This window comes from Bradyrhizobium sp. CCGE-LA001 (assembly GCF_000296215.2).
Classification (GTDB): domain Bacteria; phylum Pseudomonadota; class Alphaproteobacteria; order Rhizobiales; family Xanthobacteraceae; genus Bradyrhizobium.
The window spans coordinates 6,305,247-6,321,815 of record NZ_CP013949.1 but is presented as its reverse complement, the minus strand read 5'-3'; the positions used below and the strand labels follow the sequence as shown (position 1 = coordinate 6,321,815).

12 protein-coding genes and 2 pseudogenes are annotated in these 16,569 nt (G+C 57.6%); 10 read left to right on the top strand and 4 right to left on the bottom strand.

Features of this window, described 5'->3' with window-relative positions; translation table 11 throughout:
* The first annotated feature begins 743 nt into the window (after window positions 1-743).
* From BCCGELA001_RS29275 to BCCGELA001_RS37490, 4 genes and pseudogenes are all read left to right on the top strand, one after another.
* Window positions 744-1,252, top strand: a pseudogene (locus BCCGELA001_RS29275) ((2Fe-2S)-binding protein).
* Window positions 1,240-3,027 (top strand): PQQ-dependent dehydrogenase, methanol/ethanol family, encoded by a 1,788-nt coding sequence (locus BCCGELA001_RS29270; RefSeq protein ID WP_008558270.1) that lies wholly within the window; start codon window positions 1,240-1,242, stop codon window positions 3,025-3,027. Before BCCGELA001_RS29275 ends, BCCGELA001_RS29270 begins: the two are co-directional and overlap by 13 nt.
* A gap of 65 nt (window positions 3,028-3,092) precedes the next feature.
* Window positions 3,093-3,710: a c-type cytochrome gene (locus BCCGELA001_RS36345; protein WP_083543431.1), complete on the top strand. Its 618-nt coding sequence runs from the start codon at window positions 3,093-3,095 to the stop codon at window positions 3,708-3,710.
* Window positions 3,707-4,360, top strand: a complete 654-nt coding sequence (locus tag BCCGELA001_RS37490) for a hypothetical protein (RefSeq protein ID WP_144441535.1) — start codon at window positions 3,707-3,709, stop codon at window positions 4,358-4,360. Before BCCGELA001_RS36345 ends, BCCGELA001_RS37490 begins: the two co-directional genes overlap by 4 nt.
* A gap of 340 nt (window positions 4,361-4,700) precedes the next feature.
* Here the strand turns inward: BCCGELA001_RS37490 and BCCGELA001_RS29250 are convergent, their stop codons facing one another.
* The 4 genes and pseudogenes from BCCGELA001_RS29250 to BCCGELA001_RS36335 all read right to left on the bottom strand — a co-directional run bounded on the left by BCCGELA001_RS29250 (window position 4,701) and on the right by BCCGELA001_RS36335 (window position 8,923).
* Complete coding sequence (locus BCCGELA001_RS29250; protein WP_008558263.1) at window positions 4,701-5,720, bottom strand: LacI family DNA-binding transcriptional regulator; 1,020 nt, start codon at window positions 5,718-5,720, stop codon at window positions 4,701-4,703.
* Window positions 5,721-5,745: 25 nt separating this feature from the next.
* Window positions 5,746-6,363, bottom strand: a pseudogene (locus tag BCCGELA001_RS36340) (aldehyde dehydrogenase family protein); the annotation flags it as partial.
* A gap of 280 nt (window positions 6,364-6,643) precedes the next feature.
* Entirely contained in the window at window positions 6,644-7,573 is a 930-nt protein-coding gene (locus BCCGELA001_RS29240; RefSeq protein ID WP_008558249.1) for a dihydrodipicolinate synthase family protein, read from the bottom strand.
* A 300-nt stretch (window positions 7,574-7,873) separates the two neighbouring features.
* Window positions 7,874-8,923 carry a LacI family DNA-binding transcriptional regulator gene (locus BCCGELA001_RS36335; RefSeq protein ID WP_083543430.1) on the bottom strand — a complete coding sequence of 350 codons (1,050 nt, stop codon included), beginning with the start codon at window positions 8,921-8,923 and terminating at the stop codon, window positions 7,874-7,876.
* A 299-nt stretch (window positions 8,924-9,222) separates the two neighbouring features.
* Here BCCGELA001_RS36335 and BCCGELA001_RS29230 point away from each other — a divergent pair, with 299 nt between their 5' ends.
* The 6 genes from BCCGELA001_RS29230 (at window position 9,223) to BCCGELA001_RS29205 (ending at window position 16,248) form a co-directional block, all read left to right on the top strand.
* The gene (locus BCCGELA001_RS29230) at window positions 9,223-10,818 is read left to right on the top strand and encodes an acyl CoA:acetate/3-ketoacid CoA transferase (protein ID WP_063921114.1); all 1,596 of its coding nucleotides are present in this window, start codon (window positions 9,223-9,225) and stop codon (window positions 10,816-10,818) included.
* Between the two features lie 12 nt (window positions 10,819-10,830).
* Window positions 10,831-11,595: an enoyl-CoA hydratase/isomerase family protein gene (locus tag BCCGELA001_RS29225; RefSeq protein WP_144441533.1), complete on the top strand. Its 765-nt coding sequence runs from the start codon at window positions 10,831-10,833 to the stop codon at window positions 11,593-11,595.
* 19 nt (window positions 11,596-11,614) lie between these two features.
* Window positions 11,615-12,400 (top strand): enoyl-CoA hydratase-related protein, encoded by a 786-nt coding sequence (locus tag BCCGELA001_RS29220; RefSeq protein ID WP_008558230.1) that lies wholly within the window; start codon window positions 11,615-11,617, stop codon window positions 12,398-12,400.
* 115 nt (window positions 12,401-12,515) lie between these two features.
* Entirely contained in the window at window positions 12,516-13,862 is a 1,347-nt protein-coding gene (locus BCCGELA001_RS29215; RefSeq protein ID WP_083543429.1) for an MFS transporter, read from the top strand.
* A 40-nt stretch (window positions 13,863-13,902) separates the two neighbouring features.
* Complete coding sequence (locus BCCGELA001_RS29210; protein WP_063921113.1) at window positions 13,903-15,051, top strand: glycoside hydrolase family 88 protein; 1,149 nt, start codon at window positions 13,903-13,905, stop codon at window positions 15,049-15,051.
* Between the two features lie 720 nt (window positions 15,052-15,771).
* Window positions 15,772-16,248, top strand: a complete 477-nt coding sequence (locus BCCGELA001_RS29205; RefSeq protein ID WP_060736899.1) for an Lrp/AsnC family transcriptional regulator — start codon at window positions 15,772-15,774, stop codon at window positions 16,246-16,248.
* Window positions 16,249-16,569 lie beyond the last annotated feature (321 nt).

Sequence of the window (16,569 nt, the reverse complement as noted above, 5' to 3'; positions counted from 1 at the left end):
AAGCGCGACATGGGCTGACGCCACAGGAGCGGCTACGTATGCGCAACGAACGCAGTCGTCCGCTCATGGTGGCAAGAAAGCTTAGGCTGCGCGGCGATGTGCAAAGATCTTCGGCCAGAGTTAAGGCCGCAAATCCATTGTCTATCGCCTAACCCGATGAGGCGGTCTGACGGGCGACCCTGACGGGGGACGGTTCTTGTCGTGCAACCCTGCTGAGCGCAAGATCCGGGCCGGGGCAGTCGTCCGCCACAACTGGAGGTTTGCGGGTTTGTTGCCGGGCTTGGCGCCTAGTCCCCCCGGGATCACTGATGCCGATCCTCACGCTTGGCCCACCGAAGTCCTCACCCGCCTAAGGACAACCCCGCCAAGCGCCTCCCTCGCGTCTGATATCTTAGCCCGCCGGCCTCATCAGTTGCCGTTGATGGATTTTGATCAGCGCGGAACGCGATTGTAAGCCGCTGCTTCTGTATCACAAAAAGCTGGCGCTTCCGATCTTCGGAAGAGCCGAGACGACTAAAACAAGGAAAGGGGAGGGCAGACGACAGGCGCGAACGCCGTGCGGGAGCGATCGATGTTCGAGCGAGGAGTCCTGCTCCCCATTCACCCGATTTGCTGCTGAATAGGTGCGAGACGGCAGGTCTTGGAGCGGGGGAGGCGCTGTGCGCCGGCGCTGACCTGTCGCCCACGATGTCGCTTGCTCGGCTTGCAAACCACCAGGCGCAGGATCTGGAGGAGGTCTGGAGATGAGTGTTGAGCTTACGATAAAGGAGAGATCATACACCGTCGACGTGGCCTCGGATAGGCCGCTGCTGTGGGAGTTTCGCTGCGTGATCGGGCTCACCGGCGCGAAATATGGCTGCGGAATGCTCAGTACGGCGCCTGCACGGTCCACGTGGGCGGTGACGCAGTCGCGTCGTGCATCACGGCCGTCGGTGACGTTACGCAACCAGTCATCACAATTGAAGGATTGGATGCAGAGGGTAATCACGCCGTTCAAAGGGCATGGCGAGAGGAGCTCGTCCCGCAATGCGGTTATTGCCAGGCAGGACTGATCATGCAGGCCGCTGCACTCCTTGCTGAGATCAGCGATCCCTCCAATCAGCAGGTCAGCCATGCAATGGCGGGAAATATCTGCCGCTGTGGTTGCTACCAGCGGATCCAGTCTGGGGTGCGCCCTAGAGCGGCGATTGAGCTCGAGCACAATCATCAAAAATTGTTGGCCACTAGAGGAGTGAAGGGATGTCCAAGGTAAGCAGGGCGCGCGCTGGAGTATGGGAGACCTTTAGCGTGATCGTCGGAATTGGCCTAATGGCAGGGGTCCTCGGCAGTGCGGCGGCCGCTGCCGATGAGACGACCGAAAAGCGGCTTCTCAATGCGACGCAGGAAACGAGCAACTGGCTGCATCACCACCGCGACTACACGGCACAGCGTTACTCACCTCTGAGCCAGATCAATCGGAATACCGTCAAGGGGCTGCACGTTGCTTGGACAATGGCGCTGGGCGGTATCGAAGGTGGCGGCATTTGGAGTCACGGCGGCCTCGAAGGAACTCCGATTGTCGAGAACGGATTCATGTATGTCACCGACGGATGGGGATCTGTCTACAAGATCGATCTTCACGGCGGAAACGGAAATCTGGTCTGGAAAATGGACCCGAAGACCGACCACGACTGGGCCGGCGCAATTGCTTGTTGCGGCGTCAACAATCGAGGCGCTGCGCTATGGGACAATTTTGTGATCTCCCATACCCTTGATGGGCGTTTGGTTGTGACCAATAAGGACGATGGCAAAATCGCCTGGGAGCGTGAAGTGGCCGATCCCGACAAGGGCGAGGTGATCACTGGCGCGCCTTTGATCGTCAAGAACATGGCCATCACTGGTGTGGCGGGTGCCGAGTACGGTATCCGAGGTTGGGTTGCTGCCACCGACCTGAAGTCTCAAAAGGAAGTGTGGCGAACCTATACGATCCCGGCAAAGGGTGAACCGGGGAACGAAACCTGGAAGGATGGTCATGATGCGTGGAAGACGGGCGGCGGATCGACTTGGGTGACTGGGTCGTACGATCCGCAAACTCACTTGATCTACTGGGGCGTCGGAAATCCTGGACCGGATTTCGATTCCGAATACCGTCAAGGCGATAACCTTTATACTGATAGTACCCTTGCGCTGGATCCAGACACCGGCAAGATCAAATGGCACTTTCAGCACACACCCAATGATCCATTTGATTATGATAGTGTTGCGGAGAGAGTTCTCGTCGACCTCACGTTCAATGGAAAGACGCGCAAAGTCGTCCTTGAAGCCGACCGCAACGGCTTCGGTTATGCGCTCGACCGTACCGACGGCTCCTTCCTTTGGGCCACCCCGTTCGTGAAGAAGGTAACCTGGACCAAGGGCATCAACCCTGAGACTGGGAAACCGATTGAGTATGATCCCGGCAAACCCGTGCAGACCTACGATCCTCAGGCTACGCTGAACCGGAAGAACACGCATGTCACCATTTGTCCGGGACATAACGGTGGCAAGAACTGGCCGCCAACCGCATACCATCCGGACCTGAACACCTGGTACATCCCGGTCATCGAGAGCTGCGACGAGTTGGATAACAAGGAGACCAAACCTGGCGACTGGAAGGCTCGTGAATTCTTCACAGGGGGCGGTCCAGTCGTGAAGATGCCCATAACAGGAAGCGTGACAGCTATCGACGCGACCACAGGTAGGGTCACGGGAAAGTATGAGACCAAGTATCCAATGCTGGGCGGGCTTCTTGCAACTCCTGAGTTGATATTCGCTGGCCATCCCTCCGGAGAGCTTTACGCTCTCGATGCCAAGACTCTCAACAAGCTATGGGAGTTCAACACGGGCGGCGGGGTCAACGCTCCACCCATGACGTTCTCGGTCGACGGAAAGCAATATATCGCGATTCTCGTGGGGCTGGGCGGCGCATGGGACAAGTGGAACCTTGATTCCACAAAGGGCCTGGAGAAGGTCCCCCCGGGCTCCATGCTTTACGTTTTCGCATTGTGATCCGCTGGTTGGCGAAGTGGGCGCTTCAGTGCGCCCCACTTCGTCGATAGTTCAAAAGAAAAGGAATGGAATTGACAGTTGTGCGCGCGAATCAGAGGGCTAAGAGCGCGCTGCGCCTTGGCGCAATTAGCTTGATCGCAGGCATTTGCTTGGCGCTTCTCGCGCTATCAAACTTGGCTCGGGGCGAAGGTGGCACACCCGTACCGGGGCCGGTTGTCAACGGAGTGCACCGTGCGCTCGATGAAGGGCAGCGCATCTACGAAAAAGCAAATTGCGTCGGCTGCCACAAATGGCATGGCGATGGAGGCGGCGGTTATGGTGGCGCAGCGCTCTCGTTGCGAGCAACACAGCTCACCCGCGATGAAATCGTCGAGGTCGTCCATTGTGGACGGCCAGGAACGGGAATGCCGCACTTTGATCGTGACGCCTACAAGGAGTACCGCTGCTATTTAGGCATCACGGCTCAAGACCTCGGCAAGGATCTGCCTCCGGATGCAGCGACATCTCTCCGGGCGATGGAGATCGAGAAAGTCGTTGACTATGTTCTCAAGCGTATCAAGGGGAAGGGGCCGCCAAGGTATCAAGACTGCACTGACTTCTATGGAGAGGGCTCACGGGCCTGCGAAGTCTACAAGAACATCTCGATCAACTCGCAGGCGACCGAGACGGAAAAGAAGCCATGACCCGAACACCATCGGTCTGGGTGCTACCACTGTTACTCCTATTAACCGCGCGCGGTAGCGCCAATGCGGGGGAGGCCGCCGATTTGCGCGACCTCAGTATTGGGATGTCGGTCGCCAGCATCCCGCCTGAGGAGTATATCAATCTTGCTTGTGCCGGCAAAGAAGGAGCCAAGCTGGCTGGCTGGAACGACTTCCAAGCGTGTCCCGCTGATCAAACGGGTTTGCACAGTCTCTCGTTTCGCTTCAATGACGACCTCAATCCACTGGCGGTGCTCAGCGATAATTATCGGGGTACGAAGCTCGGCGGTCATCCCGTGCTGCTGACGGGCCTCGTCGACGGCACTGGCGCGTTGCAAGGTATTCGGATCGACACGGATCCGAACGCTCGTCCCTTCTGGCGAAAGAAAGCATATCTGTTGGCACTCATAGTAAGAGCTCGATATGGGGAAGCCGGGTGGAGTTGCCGAGAGACAGAACCCCACGAAGGAGAAGTCCCGGTGGGCGGTTTGCTTATCAAGGAGCACTGCGAGAAGCGCGCAGGGCGCCGTCGACTGGTTTTAGATCGGGAAGTCTACCGCCGTGCCGGCCAGCCTCTGTCCGACTTTGTCAATGCGACCCGATTTATCATCGAACAGACGAAAGGCCCATGAACAGGGTATTGCGAAGGACCAGGTTAAGAGTACCTGGCGATCTGCGGTACCTCCGTCAGACCAAGACTTTGCAGTGGAATGATGAGCGGCATAGGTCATGAGCCAGCATCGCTACGAGGAGCCTAACTGGCGGCTTATAAAGCGTCGACGCCGGAGCGTATCGCGTCCGATCGCAACTATCCGCTGGCAGACCGGCCTCGTCTGCTCCTCCTGCACTTAAGCCGCTGTTGGAGCAGTCCAGCAGCGGCCTCTTTTTGTCCTCCCGGTAGGGCGTACGAGAGCCAGCCTTCGGCCGCACGACAGCCTCTCCTCTTGCGCGCGGAGCAAGTCGTTGAAGCGATCAAATGCTGATCGAGAGATTCTGCGCGGTGATGGTGAGAAACTCAACAGGAGCGTTGCTCACATCGACATCGATTAGCCCGAGACGGCGAAGCACAGTATCCAGCGAGCGGCGCGCCTGGGTCGCCGGCGCACCATCGATGCAGATATCCATCAAACCGGACCGAAGACATTTTGCGGTGCCGTGACTGAGAGCGTGGCCAATCCAGAATACCTTGGCAGGATGCGTGTCTAAAGCAGCCGCGATTCCCTCTCTACCGGCACCTACGGTGTAAAGTCCGATAACGCGATTGTCGTCCTGCAACGCCTCGGCGAGCCGTTCTGCCGAAAGCAAATTGTCGTCATGTCCGAAAATGACAAGGTAGAAATGGTGATCACCATTCCTATGCTGTGTGAGATAGTCGGAGAAGCCGCGTATTCGCTCCCTATGTGCCCGGTAAGCTCCGCTGTGGCACATGGCGAGGAAACTGCCGCTACGTCCTTGTAGCATGTGCGACATATAGTAGGCGGCAGTCCTTCCCGCCGCATAATTGTCGATGCCAATATACGGCACATCCTCGCCGGCGCTTCCCGTCAGCAACTGCACAACTTCCACGCCCGACATGCGGACTTGGCGGATGCTCTCTGTAATTTTCGGATGGTCTGGAGCCAGAACGATAAGACCGGCTCGGCGAACTGGGGGCTTTGCAATATGTTGGGCAATAGCGGCGATATCGTCCTCTCGAACGAACGTTCGGTGCACTAAAATTGATGGGTCCAGCGAGGCAGAAATTCGCTGGAAAGTAGCGTTGAGGTCGGCATAAAACATCTCAGCCTCCGGCTGAACCAGAAGCACCTCGATCCGAATGATGCCGCTGTGAGGCCTAAATCGCCGATCGCCATATTTTAGTTTCTTCGCGGCCTTGATGACTCTTTCGGCTAGCTCGGTCCTCACGCCGCCGCGGTCGTTGAGAACCCGCTCGACGGTTGCAGTCCCAACATTCGCTTCGCGCGCAATGTCTCTGATCGTCGGACTACTCAAATGCCTGCCTCCGGCGTGACTTTGGTCAAATCGGAATCGGAACCTGCCGCTTAACTCGCTTACTCGCTCCAGTTGTCCTTGTGACCGTTGCTGTCTCGTATGCGGTCTTCACCGTTGTGTAGAATTCTTGCGCGCAGCGGCCTTGCTTGCGGGATACATAATTTGACGCTTTGCGGCCGCCGAACGGTACGTGATAGTCCACGCCAGCGGTCGACAGATTGACCATCACCATGCCGGCCTCTGCGTTGCGATTGAAGTGACTGGCGTATTTTAGCTCGGGGTGCAGATCCCCGACGAGAGGCCGGACGGGGTGTCGTTGGCGAGTTCAAGCGCCTCATCATAGTCCTTGGCCCAGATCACGGTGGCAAAAGGCCCGAAAATCTCCTTGCGCGCCACACGAATCTTGTTGCTCACGCTCCGCGAGCAGCGCGGGTGCGAGATAGAATCCGGGCGCCTCGCGTTTCAATAGCTTGCCCCCGGCAATAAGTTTGGCGCCTTCCGCCTGGCCAATGCTGATGGACTGGAGGTCCTGCTCGAGTTGGCTCTCATCGGCGACCGGCCCGACATTTGTCCCGGCTTTCACGGCATCGTCAATGACAAGCCCCTGCAGCTTGTGCAGAGCAGCCGCCTCTGGGATGTCATGCCGAGCCTGAATAGCGGAGTGTGACCGAGCGGGAAAGGCATCAGAAGCGGCGCCAATCGCGCGCTCAGTCTCGATGGCCGAGGCGCGGGCATACTCGCCCACAACGGCGCTGGTGTTCGAGGGGCTGATGTTTGGAGAGGCCTTCGCCGCAGCAAGCCACTCGCCAGCAATATGATTCTTTGTCATCGATAAGCTGCTCTAAACTCGGATCCGATCTGTATGTGCATAAACGTCGGTCTTGCAGATCACGTCGCCCGGTAAGTGACTTCAGCAGAGCTATTCAGCGTCCCCAGTGGAGAGCCAACGGGTTGACCCCGCGGGCAAGCTCAATCAGCCCGGCTTTCGTTTTTGGATGAATTTGCGCCAAGGGATGCCGCACAGCGTCACACCTGATGACGTTGCCTTCCCTCATCACGCTCTTGGCCGCGCGAAGGCCACATTGACGGTTCTCGTAGTTGATCAACGGCAGCACTTTTGCATACGCAGCCGCCGCGTCCGCGCTCCGACCCGCCTTATGATGATCGAAAACAGGGCGCAACAAATCGGGACAGAGCGCGCTCGACATCGTTCCGCTCGCGCCAGCTTCGAGATCTGCCATCATGGTAATGGCTTCTTCTCCGTCAAACGGACCAGCTATGGCAGCGTCTCCCGCTTCAATAAGGTCTCGCAGCTTCGCTGCAGCAAACGGAACTTCGATCTTGAAATAGTCAACGAGCTGCACCTCTCGCGCTAGCCGCACGAGAAAAGGTACCGAAAGCGTTACCCCGCTGAGAGGCGCATCCTGAACCATGATCGGGATTCTTGCCGCATCAGCAACGCGAGCGAAATGCTCGATCATGTGGGATTCGTCAGCCTTGAGACCTGAACCGTGATAAGGCGGCATCAGCATGAGAAGGCTTGCGCCTCTTTCCGCTGCATAGCGCGCGCGCGCCACCGCGATACGAGTGCTGAAATGACTGCAGGTCACCATCACCGGCTTGCGGCCGGCCACATGAGACAAGGAGAGGTCAACGAGCAATCTGCGTTCCTCGTCGGACAACAGGAATTGCTCGGAATAGTTGGCCAGGATGCAAATTCCGTCGACCTTCTGATCGATCATGCAATCCAGGACACGCCGTTGCCCCTCAATATCAAGATCGCCAGAGTCCGTGAATGGCGTTGGCGCGACGGGAAACAGGCCACCATAGATCGCACTTTTTGGTGATTGCATGAGCAAAGATCTCTCTCCGGGAAATGAGTAGCATTGAAACGAGCAGCTGGTGTAGGACGCATCGATCCGGTATCACGAACGTTCTATGGCTCGAGCAGTATGTGAGAAATGGCCCCATCCTTGGGCCCGAGCAATCTGCCAGGCATTACGATGGGCGATAGCGGTCAGCCCTCCTGCTATTCGGCCGCAATCGGCCGCAGGTGGCGCGAACACCGTTGAGGAGGCTTGGAAGCGCAACGAACGACTGTCGTTCGGCCTGTAAGTTTAGTGGCACCAGACAACACGCGGGTTCGTCTTCTGTCATTGGCGATCTCGCGCAGGTGCAGTTGATCCTCGAACGATCAACCGTGTTTCGAGCTCCACTCGGGAATGTATGTCCAGCGAAGTGTGATCTGCCAAAAAGTAGTTTGCTGCCTGTTCGCCCATCACTCGAGCTGGGACGTCTACCGTCGTAAGGCCGGGCGTGAGGTATTCGGCAATATCGAGATTATCAAAACCAATTATCGATATGTCTTCAGGTACGCGTAATCCAGCTTCCTTGCAGCCGCGCAAAACTCCGACAGCAAGCACGTCGCTTCCGCAAAATATCGCCGATACATCTCTATTTTGATTGAGAATGATCTTAGCTGCGGCTCGGCCACGGCTGAAATCGTACGGCGATTCCACAACGACAATGCTGGAGCGGTCTATTCCACGACGTTCAGCCATGGCCAGGAAACCCTCGAGGCGACCGGATGCACGATCGTTCTCGCGCGTTACGCCGGCTATGACTGCAAGATTCTTGTGACCCAGATCTGCAAGGTAGTTTGCTGCCAGAGCCCCGCCACTGCGATTGTCAAAACCCATGCTAGGAATCGAAACGTCTTCCGAGAGGGCATAGGTGACAGCAAATCTTACCTTGTGTTCGCGCAGCAGCTTCAGGGTTTCCTTTCGATGACAAGTGCCCACGAGAACAATGCCATCGACGCCCTTTTCAATGAGATTGCGTACAACGCGAATCTCTCGGTCCAAATCGTAAGCTGTTGCAGAGTACACCAGCGACGCACCCGCCGGCGCTAGCCGGCTCTCCAGGCCTTCCAGCATTCGAGTGAAAATCGCACTGTCTAGCGTCGGAACTATCACGCCGATCAGTCGGGAGCGCGAGGATCGTAGCGCGCGTGCTGATCCGTTGGGAACGTAGCCGAGCTCATCAACGATCCGCAGAATGCGCTCCCTCAAACCGATTGCGACGGTTTCCGGTCGGTTCAACACGCGGGAAACAGTGGCGATAGAACAGCCGGCCCGCTGAGCTATCTCCACGACAGTCGGCGATTGCCTATGGTTCGCACGAGCCACTTTTTCCAAAGCCATGAGCCTATTTCTTCCTCAACGAGCCCTGAAAGGCTGCGCGCCTGAGCATCCTGTGAAATCGTTATCATATCACGTTGTGGTCGGGAACTGAAATATGGGGCGAAAAAGGTCTCGTAACCGTCAAAGGAGGCGGCATTCCGAGCCAAACAACTTTTCCTCTTGCGTAGGGAAAGGGCGCCATGTAAACCTTTTCATAGATCGACCTCCATTGCGGCAGGTGCACTGGGCATCCCCGTTGTGATTGAGGCAAAGCTTGGTGGTCAGACGTAATGAGCCGGCGATTGGGCAGTGGAGAGGGCATGCGAGCGAAGGACAAGCGGACGGGCGAGGTGCCAGTTGTTACGGCTGAGCAAGCCGTATCGCTGATCTCCGATGGCGATTGCGTCTATTTCGGTGGTTCGGCTGGAGTCGCCATCCCTGAGTTAATCATCGACGCGCTGCGCGACCTTCATGCCGAGCGGGCATCTCCTAAGAACTTGATGCTGGTTGGCACGGTGGCCATAGGTGATTGGGCCACGACCGGGTTCAACAAATTGGCGGCCCCAGGACTGGTTCGTCGAGTCGTGGCGAGCGGTTTGAACAATTGCCCAGCGCTTGGACGCCGGGCGCTGGCCAATGAAATTGAAGCGTACACTATTCCCCAGGGCGTCTTGGCGCAGCTTGCTCGTGAAAACGCAGCCGGGCGCCCCGGTGTGATTACGAAAGTTGGGCTCCGGACATTCGCCGATCCTCGCATCGGCGGCTGCAGGCAGAGCGAGTGCAGCAAAGAGGATATGGTTGCTGTTGTGGATATCGAAGGAGAAGAGCACCTGCTCTACAAGACCTTCCCAATCCAGGTCGCGATCCTCAGGGGCAGCGTTGCGGACGAGAAGGGAAATATTTCGCTCGAGGACGAGGCCTATATTGGCGAAAGCATGTCGATCGCGGCTGCAACACGCCGCTCAGGTGGAATAGTCATTGTCCAGGTCAAACGGGTCGCCGCTTCCAATACGCTAAACCAGCGAGAAGTGAGAATACCTGGTGTTCTGGTCGACTACCTCGTCGTCGATCCCAATCAGCGACAGACTTATGCCACGGAGTACAGCCCGGCCTATGCGGGAAAAATGCGCGTGCCGGACGGCAAAATCGCTGCTCTGCCATTCGATGTGAGAAAGGTGATCGCGCGCCGCGCGGCGCTTGAATTGACCCCCGGAGCGACTGTCAACATCGGCTACGGTATCTCGAACGGAATTGCGGTCGTCGCTGCCGAAGAAGGCATATACCGATCAGTCACATTGACGGCAGAGCAGGGGGTGATCGGCGGTATCCCTGCGCCCGGTCAGGATGCCGGAGCTGGCACGAACTACGACATGATAGCGCCGCAACCGGATCAGTTCGATTTCTACGATGGCGGCGGGCTCGACATCGCATTCCTGTCTTCCGCCGAAGTTGATCGGCACGGCAACGTCAATGTGAGCCGCTTCGGCGACAAGATCATAGGACCTGGCGGGTTCATAAACATCAGTCAGGGCGCTCGAAAAGTCGTCTTCTCCGGCACCTTCACGGCGTCGGGATTGAAGGTGTTCCCTGACAGCGGTTCTCTCGTCATTGCGAGCGAGGGGACGGTCAAAAAATGGGTGAAGGACGTCTGCCAGATCACGTTCAGTGGCGTTTTTGCGAACGAGCGTCAGCAAGAGGTCGTATTCATTACCGAGCGAGCCGTGTTCAAGCTTACGCGCGATGGCCTGATGCTGACCGAAGTCGCGCCTGGCATATCAGTCGAAAAGCACGTGCTGCCGAACATCGAATTCGAGGTAGCCGTGTCGCCGGAACTGAAGATGATGGATGCCAGGATCTTCAAGAATGAGCCAATGAATTTGGCCGTCCGCTTCCTCGATAGCGCCGGACAGGCGTAAGGGAGGGCCGACGTGAAGTTCGTTACAAGAGACTACGTGGACAAGGTCGAGATCCTCGCAATGAATAGGCCAGAGCGGCGAAATGCTCTGGGCCAAGATATCTTGGAAGATCTGCTTGAATCGGTAGACAGGGCGGCCAACGATAAAGACGTCAACGTGATATTGCTGGCCGGAAACGGTCCCGGTTTTTCAGCCGGTGCAGACCTCAAGGATTTTTCGGCCGGCGACATCAACGACACCTTTGATCTGAATCGCCGACTGGGCGCGTTTGTACGCTCCCTCCCTCTTGTCAGAAAGCCTGTCGTCTGTGCTGTCGATGGGTTTGCCTTGGGTGGCGGCTTCATGCTCGCAGCTTCGTGCGACGTTGTCGTAACGGCTCCAGTAACGCGCTGGCATTTGCCGGAGGTTTCTCTAGGCTGGTTGCCCGGCTTCGGGCTGGATACCTTAGCTGCACGCGTTGGACCGTTTGCAGCTCGCTCCTTGAGCTGGAGCCCGTCTGCGATCGATGGCGTTGAGGCTCACAGGTTGAGGCTGGCTGACATCCTGTCGCTTCCAAGTGAAACTGCTCGCGAGGCAGCGCTCCACTACGCCAAGAGCTTGGCGGCAATGCCGGCTCACGCGGTGCTGACCACGAAGCAATTTTTTTCAACGTCGGTGACCGCGAGAGCAGAAGTCATGGATGACTTGGCGAATCGCTACTTCGCTCAGGACATCCTGCACGAGACCGCGCGAACGAGTATGCAACGCTTTCTTCCGAAGAAGACCGCCGGCACCTAGGTTCTTTGCAGGGAATGAAATGAACCACCTTACCCAGTCCCTCATCTTCGCCGAGCTGCCTGACCCGGCCATACTCCTGCTGCGCCTCAATCGCCCAAGGCAAAGAAACGCACTGAGTGCGGCCCTCCTGGGCCAGCTTGCCAATGCGCTTCGCGCGGCTCGTTCCGATGAGTCTGTGCGATGCGTAGTTCTCAGCGGTGATGAACGCGCCTTCTCCGCTGGTGCTGACATCAAGGAGATGCAGCAGCACGGCTTCGAGGCACTGAGCGATCCGTCACGGCAGGATGCATGGGAAATCATCGCCGGTTTCCCCAAGCCGCTCATTGCAGCCGTTCGAGGCGTGTGCCTGGGCGGAGGCCTCGAGCTCGCGATGCTCGCTGACATCCTACTGGTGGCGGAAGACAGCGTGCTCGCGCAGCCGGAAATCACGATCGGGATCATTCCCGGTGATGGCGCTACGCAGCGGTTGACGCGGATAGTCGGCAAGTCGCTCGCCATGCAGATGGTATTGACAGGTGAGCCAATCAGCGCGCAACAGGCGGTGGCTGCGGGGCTCGCGTCCGAAATGCTGCCAGCATCCGAGCTGCTCGGACGCGCGCTCGCGATCGCGCGTGTCATCTCCAATCGTGCGCCGATCGCCGCCCGTTTGGCCAAAGAATCGATTCAGGCAGCCTACGAAACCCCGCTGTCGGCGGGCTTGGCGATCGAACGGCGCGCGATCCGATATGCGTTCACCACCGATGATCAAAAGGAGGGCATGGCTGCCTTCGTTGAAAAGCGGCCACCGCTATTCTCCGGACGTTGACGAGCGGGCAGTCTTCGGATCGCCCATGACTTAGCAGTCGTCCGCACGGCAACACTCAACGGCGGTTCTTTGCGCCAAAATGTAAACGTTTTCATAATAGAAACGGAGGGAATGAATGACCACTATCGTTGAGCCCATTGGTCCAGCCACCCAACAAGCCATGGCGCCGGGCGCCTCGCATGAAAAACAAGTTGCTACCAGGAGCATGACCATTGCTCTGGGCGGTGGCGTAGCCCTGGAGTGGTACGACTGGACCGTCTATGGGATGATGGCGTCTTTTCTGTCGCCGCTCTTCTTCCCCTCCAGTGATCCCACGACTTCGCTGCTCGCAGCACTTGCCGTGTACGGCGCGGGCTTCTTCGCGCGACCGGTGGGAGCAGCGATACTCGGTCCCATTGCCGACCGCATCAGCCATAAGCGGGTGATGATGATCTCCATCACCGCCATGGCGTTGTGCTCGCTGCTGATTTCCGTCTTGCCCGGCTATAACGAGCTTGGCGTCGCAGCGGCGGTGATATTGCTACTCGTCCGGCTCATCCAAGGACTCGCCACCGGCGCTGAAGCGGGCGTTGCCAACTCCATTGCGATCGAACTTGCACCGCCCGGCAAAGAGGGACGGTATCTTGGCTTGATCAGTGGCTCATTCATCCAGCTCGGCGTCTTCGCATCCAGCTTGGTCGCCTTTCTCGTGAGTGCCTCTGTAGCTCCCGAGACAATGCACGAATGGGCTTGGCGGCTGCCCTTTGCGTTCGGCGGAGCACTCGGCCTGCTGATCATCTATTTGCGTAGCAAACTGCCCGAGACCTTAATCAAGCACGTCATGCACCGCGATGAACTGTCGCGCACTCGGGAAACTACAGGCGACGTGTGGAAGACACTCTGGAGCGTACGGCTTTCGCTGCTCGCCGTCATCCTGGTCGTCGGAGCGGTGCAGATCGCAAACTATGCCTGGAATGCCGGTTTGCCGAACCTGGCCAACGGAGTGTTCAAGGAGAACAGCACCTGGGTGTACGGCATCACGACTCTCATGGGCCTGATCTGGATCGTCACAGCGCCCTTCGTAGGCGCCTTCGCAGACAAGATCAGACCCTCGCGCGCATTTACGTTGCTGCGGCTGCTGCTCGTTGCGTGCTTCTTCCTCACGTTGGTCTATTCTGAGAAGAGCATTTCCACGTTCTTCTTCGTGATGGTGTTTGGCGGCGCAGTCGTTGGCTTCAATATGGCCCTCTACAACTTCATCGCAACGACCCTGATGCCTCGTGCGGTGCGTACGACCGGCATCGCTGTTGGATATGCGCTCGGCGTGTCACTGTTTGGCGGAACCTCACCCTATTTGCTGGTGTGGTTGCAGCATGCGCAGATGGCCTGGATGTTTCCCGTCTATGGATCAGTGGTCGCGGTGTTGAGCGTGGTTGTTTATCACGTCGCGAAAAGGCGCGGCCACGTCTACATCGGCGAGTGATAGCCCTCCGTACAGCGAGAGAGTTTTCTTGGGAGAAACCATGTCAAGAAGCGATTTCTTATCCGCCCGCGAGCGGATGTTGATGCGCATCGCGCAAACGCGTGATGTTTCCACAGCGGGTCTGCCGCATTGGGCCCGCACGGAGGATGGAAAATGGACGTTCACGTCCGATGGTGATTGGACCGGCGGAGCCTTCGTCGGCCAACTCTGGCTCGCCCATTTGGCCGATCCGCTACGCTTCCCGATATCTGACGCCCATTCTGCGCTGGCCCGGATGCTGCCTCGCGCCGAACGCCGGACGGCATTCAAGGGGTTCGGCTTCTATCACGGTGCTGCGCTTGGAAGTATCCTCTTCGGGGATGAAACGGCCCGTGATGCTGCGTTCACGGCAGCTAGGTCTCTGCAGCAGATGTTCGACCCGACACTGGGTTTGATCCCGCTAGGACAGGACGCTGAGGAGGCTAGCGCCGTGGGGATAGCCGAAAGCAGCATCGATACCCTCCAGGCGACGGGCCTGCTTTACTGGGCCGCGGATCAGCTGGGTGACGCGCACATGGAAGACGTCGCCAACGCCCACATGCGAAGAGTATTGGAGATCCATGTGCGCCCGGATAATTCGGTGATTCAATCGTCAACGCTCGACCCCCAAACAGGGAAGGTGCTGAGAACGCATACGCATAAGGGATATAGTGATGTGAGCACCTGGGGACGAGCGCAGGGTTGGGCGATGCTCTATGCCGCTCACGCTGCCATGGTTCGTCCAAAGCAGCCTTTGTGGCGCCAATATGCCGTGCGCGTGCTAGACTGGTGGATCCACCACGTTCCCGGGGACCTCGTTGCGTACTGGGACTTTGATGACCCGGCAATTCCAACTACCAGCAGGGATACTGCGGCGACCGCTATCGCAGCGGCAGCATCCTTGCGACTTGCGTCCGCGCTCGGACCGGTTGATGGTGCCAAGTACCAGGAGTTCGCGGAACGTACCGTGGCTCAGCTAGCTTCCAGCTATCTCACGCCTATCGCCCCCGGCGACCAGCGCCCGCTTGGAATGCTCACTGGGGGATGCTTCACCCACAAAGCCGCACGCGATATCGACACAGCGCCTGACGCAGAACTGATATTCGGTAGCTACTTCCTGTTTGAGTCTCTTGTAATCCTAACCGGCCTCGTTCCTACGGGCCGGATCTAGAGGGACCGACTAGGCCAAAAGCGAGGTCATGCGTGTGGCAAAGGCCACGGTGCTTAACGCAAAGAACTCATTCTTGACCAACGTGTCTTCTGAATGGGCTCGATTGTTGGCGGACTTGGTTCTCGGCGCTGTCAAGCCTCGAGCGGATTCAAAGAAGCCGCACACTTTCCGCCGTTTGGATAGATGTCGACCACATAACACGTTTCGGAAGCATTCGCCTCCTTCGTCGGTCTCTATGTGGTGGTGATACCGACGGGAGCGACCCTGTCCGCCAACTTCGCGTTCTACAGAAGGCGCCGCACTTGAGATCGTCTGGTACGGGGTGCTGCCTCGCTGCTCTTGACCGCACCTCCATTGCGACGCTGCCCGAACAAAAGATCGATCAACAGCTATGAACAGGAGAGGTGCGGTAACCGACCATTCCGACCAAAGGGCGTCATCAAACAGGGGCCGTGTGGAAAGAGTTTCGTCGACCAACTTGAACTATGACAGGCTGTTCGACGCAAGCCGGCCGGGGCATAAACACGGAGTGTGCGAGCCGGACGCTAGAAGTCGCAAGATAAGAGTGGAGCCTTTCAGCGCGCCAGCGCGCACATTGTGAGCTGAAGACGTACATTCGTAAGGTGCTCGGGAGGAGGTTTTAAATTGGCAGGCTCTCACAACGGAACGACGTCTTACGCTTGGACCAGGCGGTCGCACTCCATGGTCCGCAATGCCGCCATGAAGATCGACAAAATCGATGCGCGTCTTCTTGATCTGGTCCAACGCAATAACCGCCTGAGCAGTGAAGAACTCGGCGCGAAGGTGGGCCTATCTGCATCCGGAGTTCAGCGCCGACTGAAGCGGTTACGAAAAGAAGGCGTGATAGAATCTGACGTTTCAATCGTTTCTCCGAAAGCGATCGGCCGAAACGTGACTATGCTGGTAGCCATTTTCTTTGAGCGCGATCGCGCAGACATCATCGATCGCTTTAAGCGCGGGGTCCGCAGGATGACTGAGGTCATGAGCGGCTTCTACGTCACAGGCCAAGCCGATTTCATCCTTTTAGTAACTGCAAACAATATGGAAGAATACGAGCAGTTCACCCGACGCTTGATAAGCGAAAATCCCGACATAAAGCGCCTTGAAACTGTCGTGGTCCTGGATCGAATCAAAGCCGGATTCACCCTACCAATGGGATGTCTGGCATGCTGGTGATCGAGCTTGTCATGGCCGTGACCGACTGATCTTGCATCAAGCATGAATAGTTTTTGTGCTCTGGTAGCAGTCTAACGAGATCTCGGAACGCTTGGTCCGATGTCCATGCGGCCTCATTGGAGTAGGTATTGTTCCTGTATATCTGGCTCGACGCATGCTCCTCAACGTCGATGCCCCGGCAATGACCCCACGCTCTCTGCGATCTGGAGCTGGCACAGAAGTTAGGTCATTCAAAACACTTGGCGTGATCGATAGGTCACTACGTTTCGGGCGATCGACCGGTCCGTTGTTCGCGGTTGGCTCGGGGAATCTTCCGAGTAT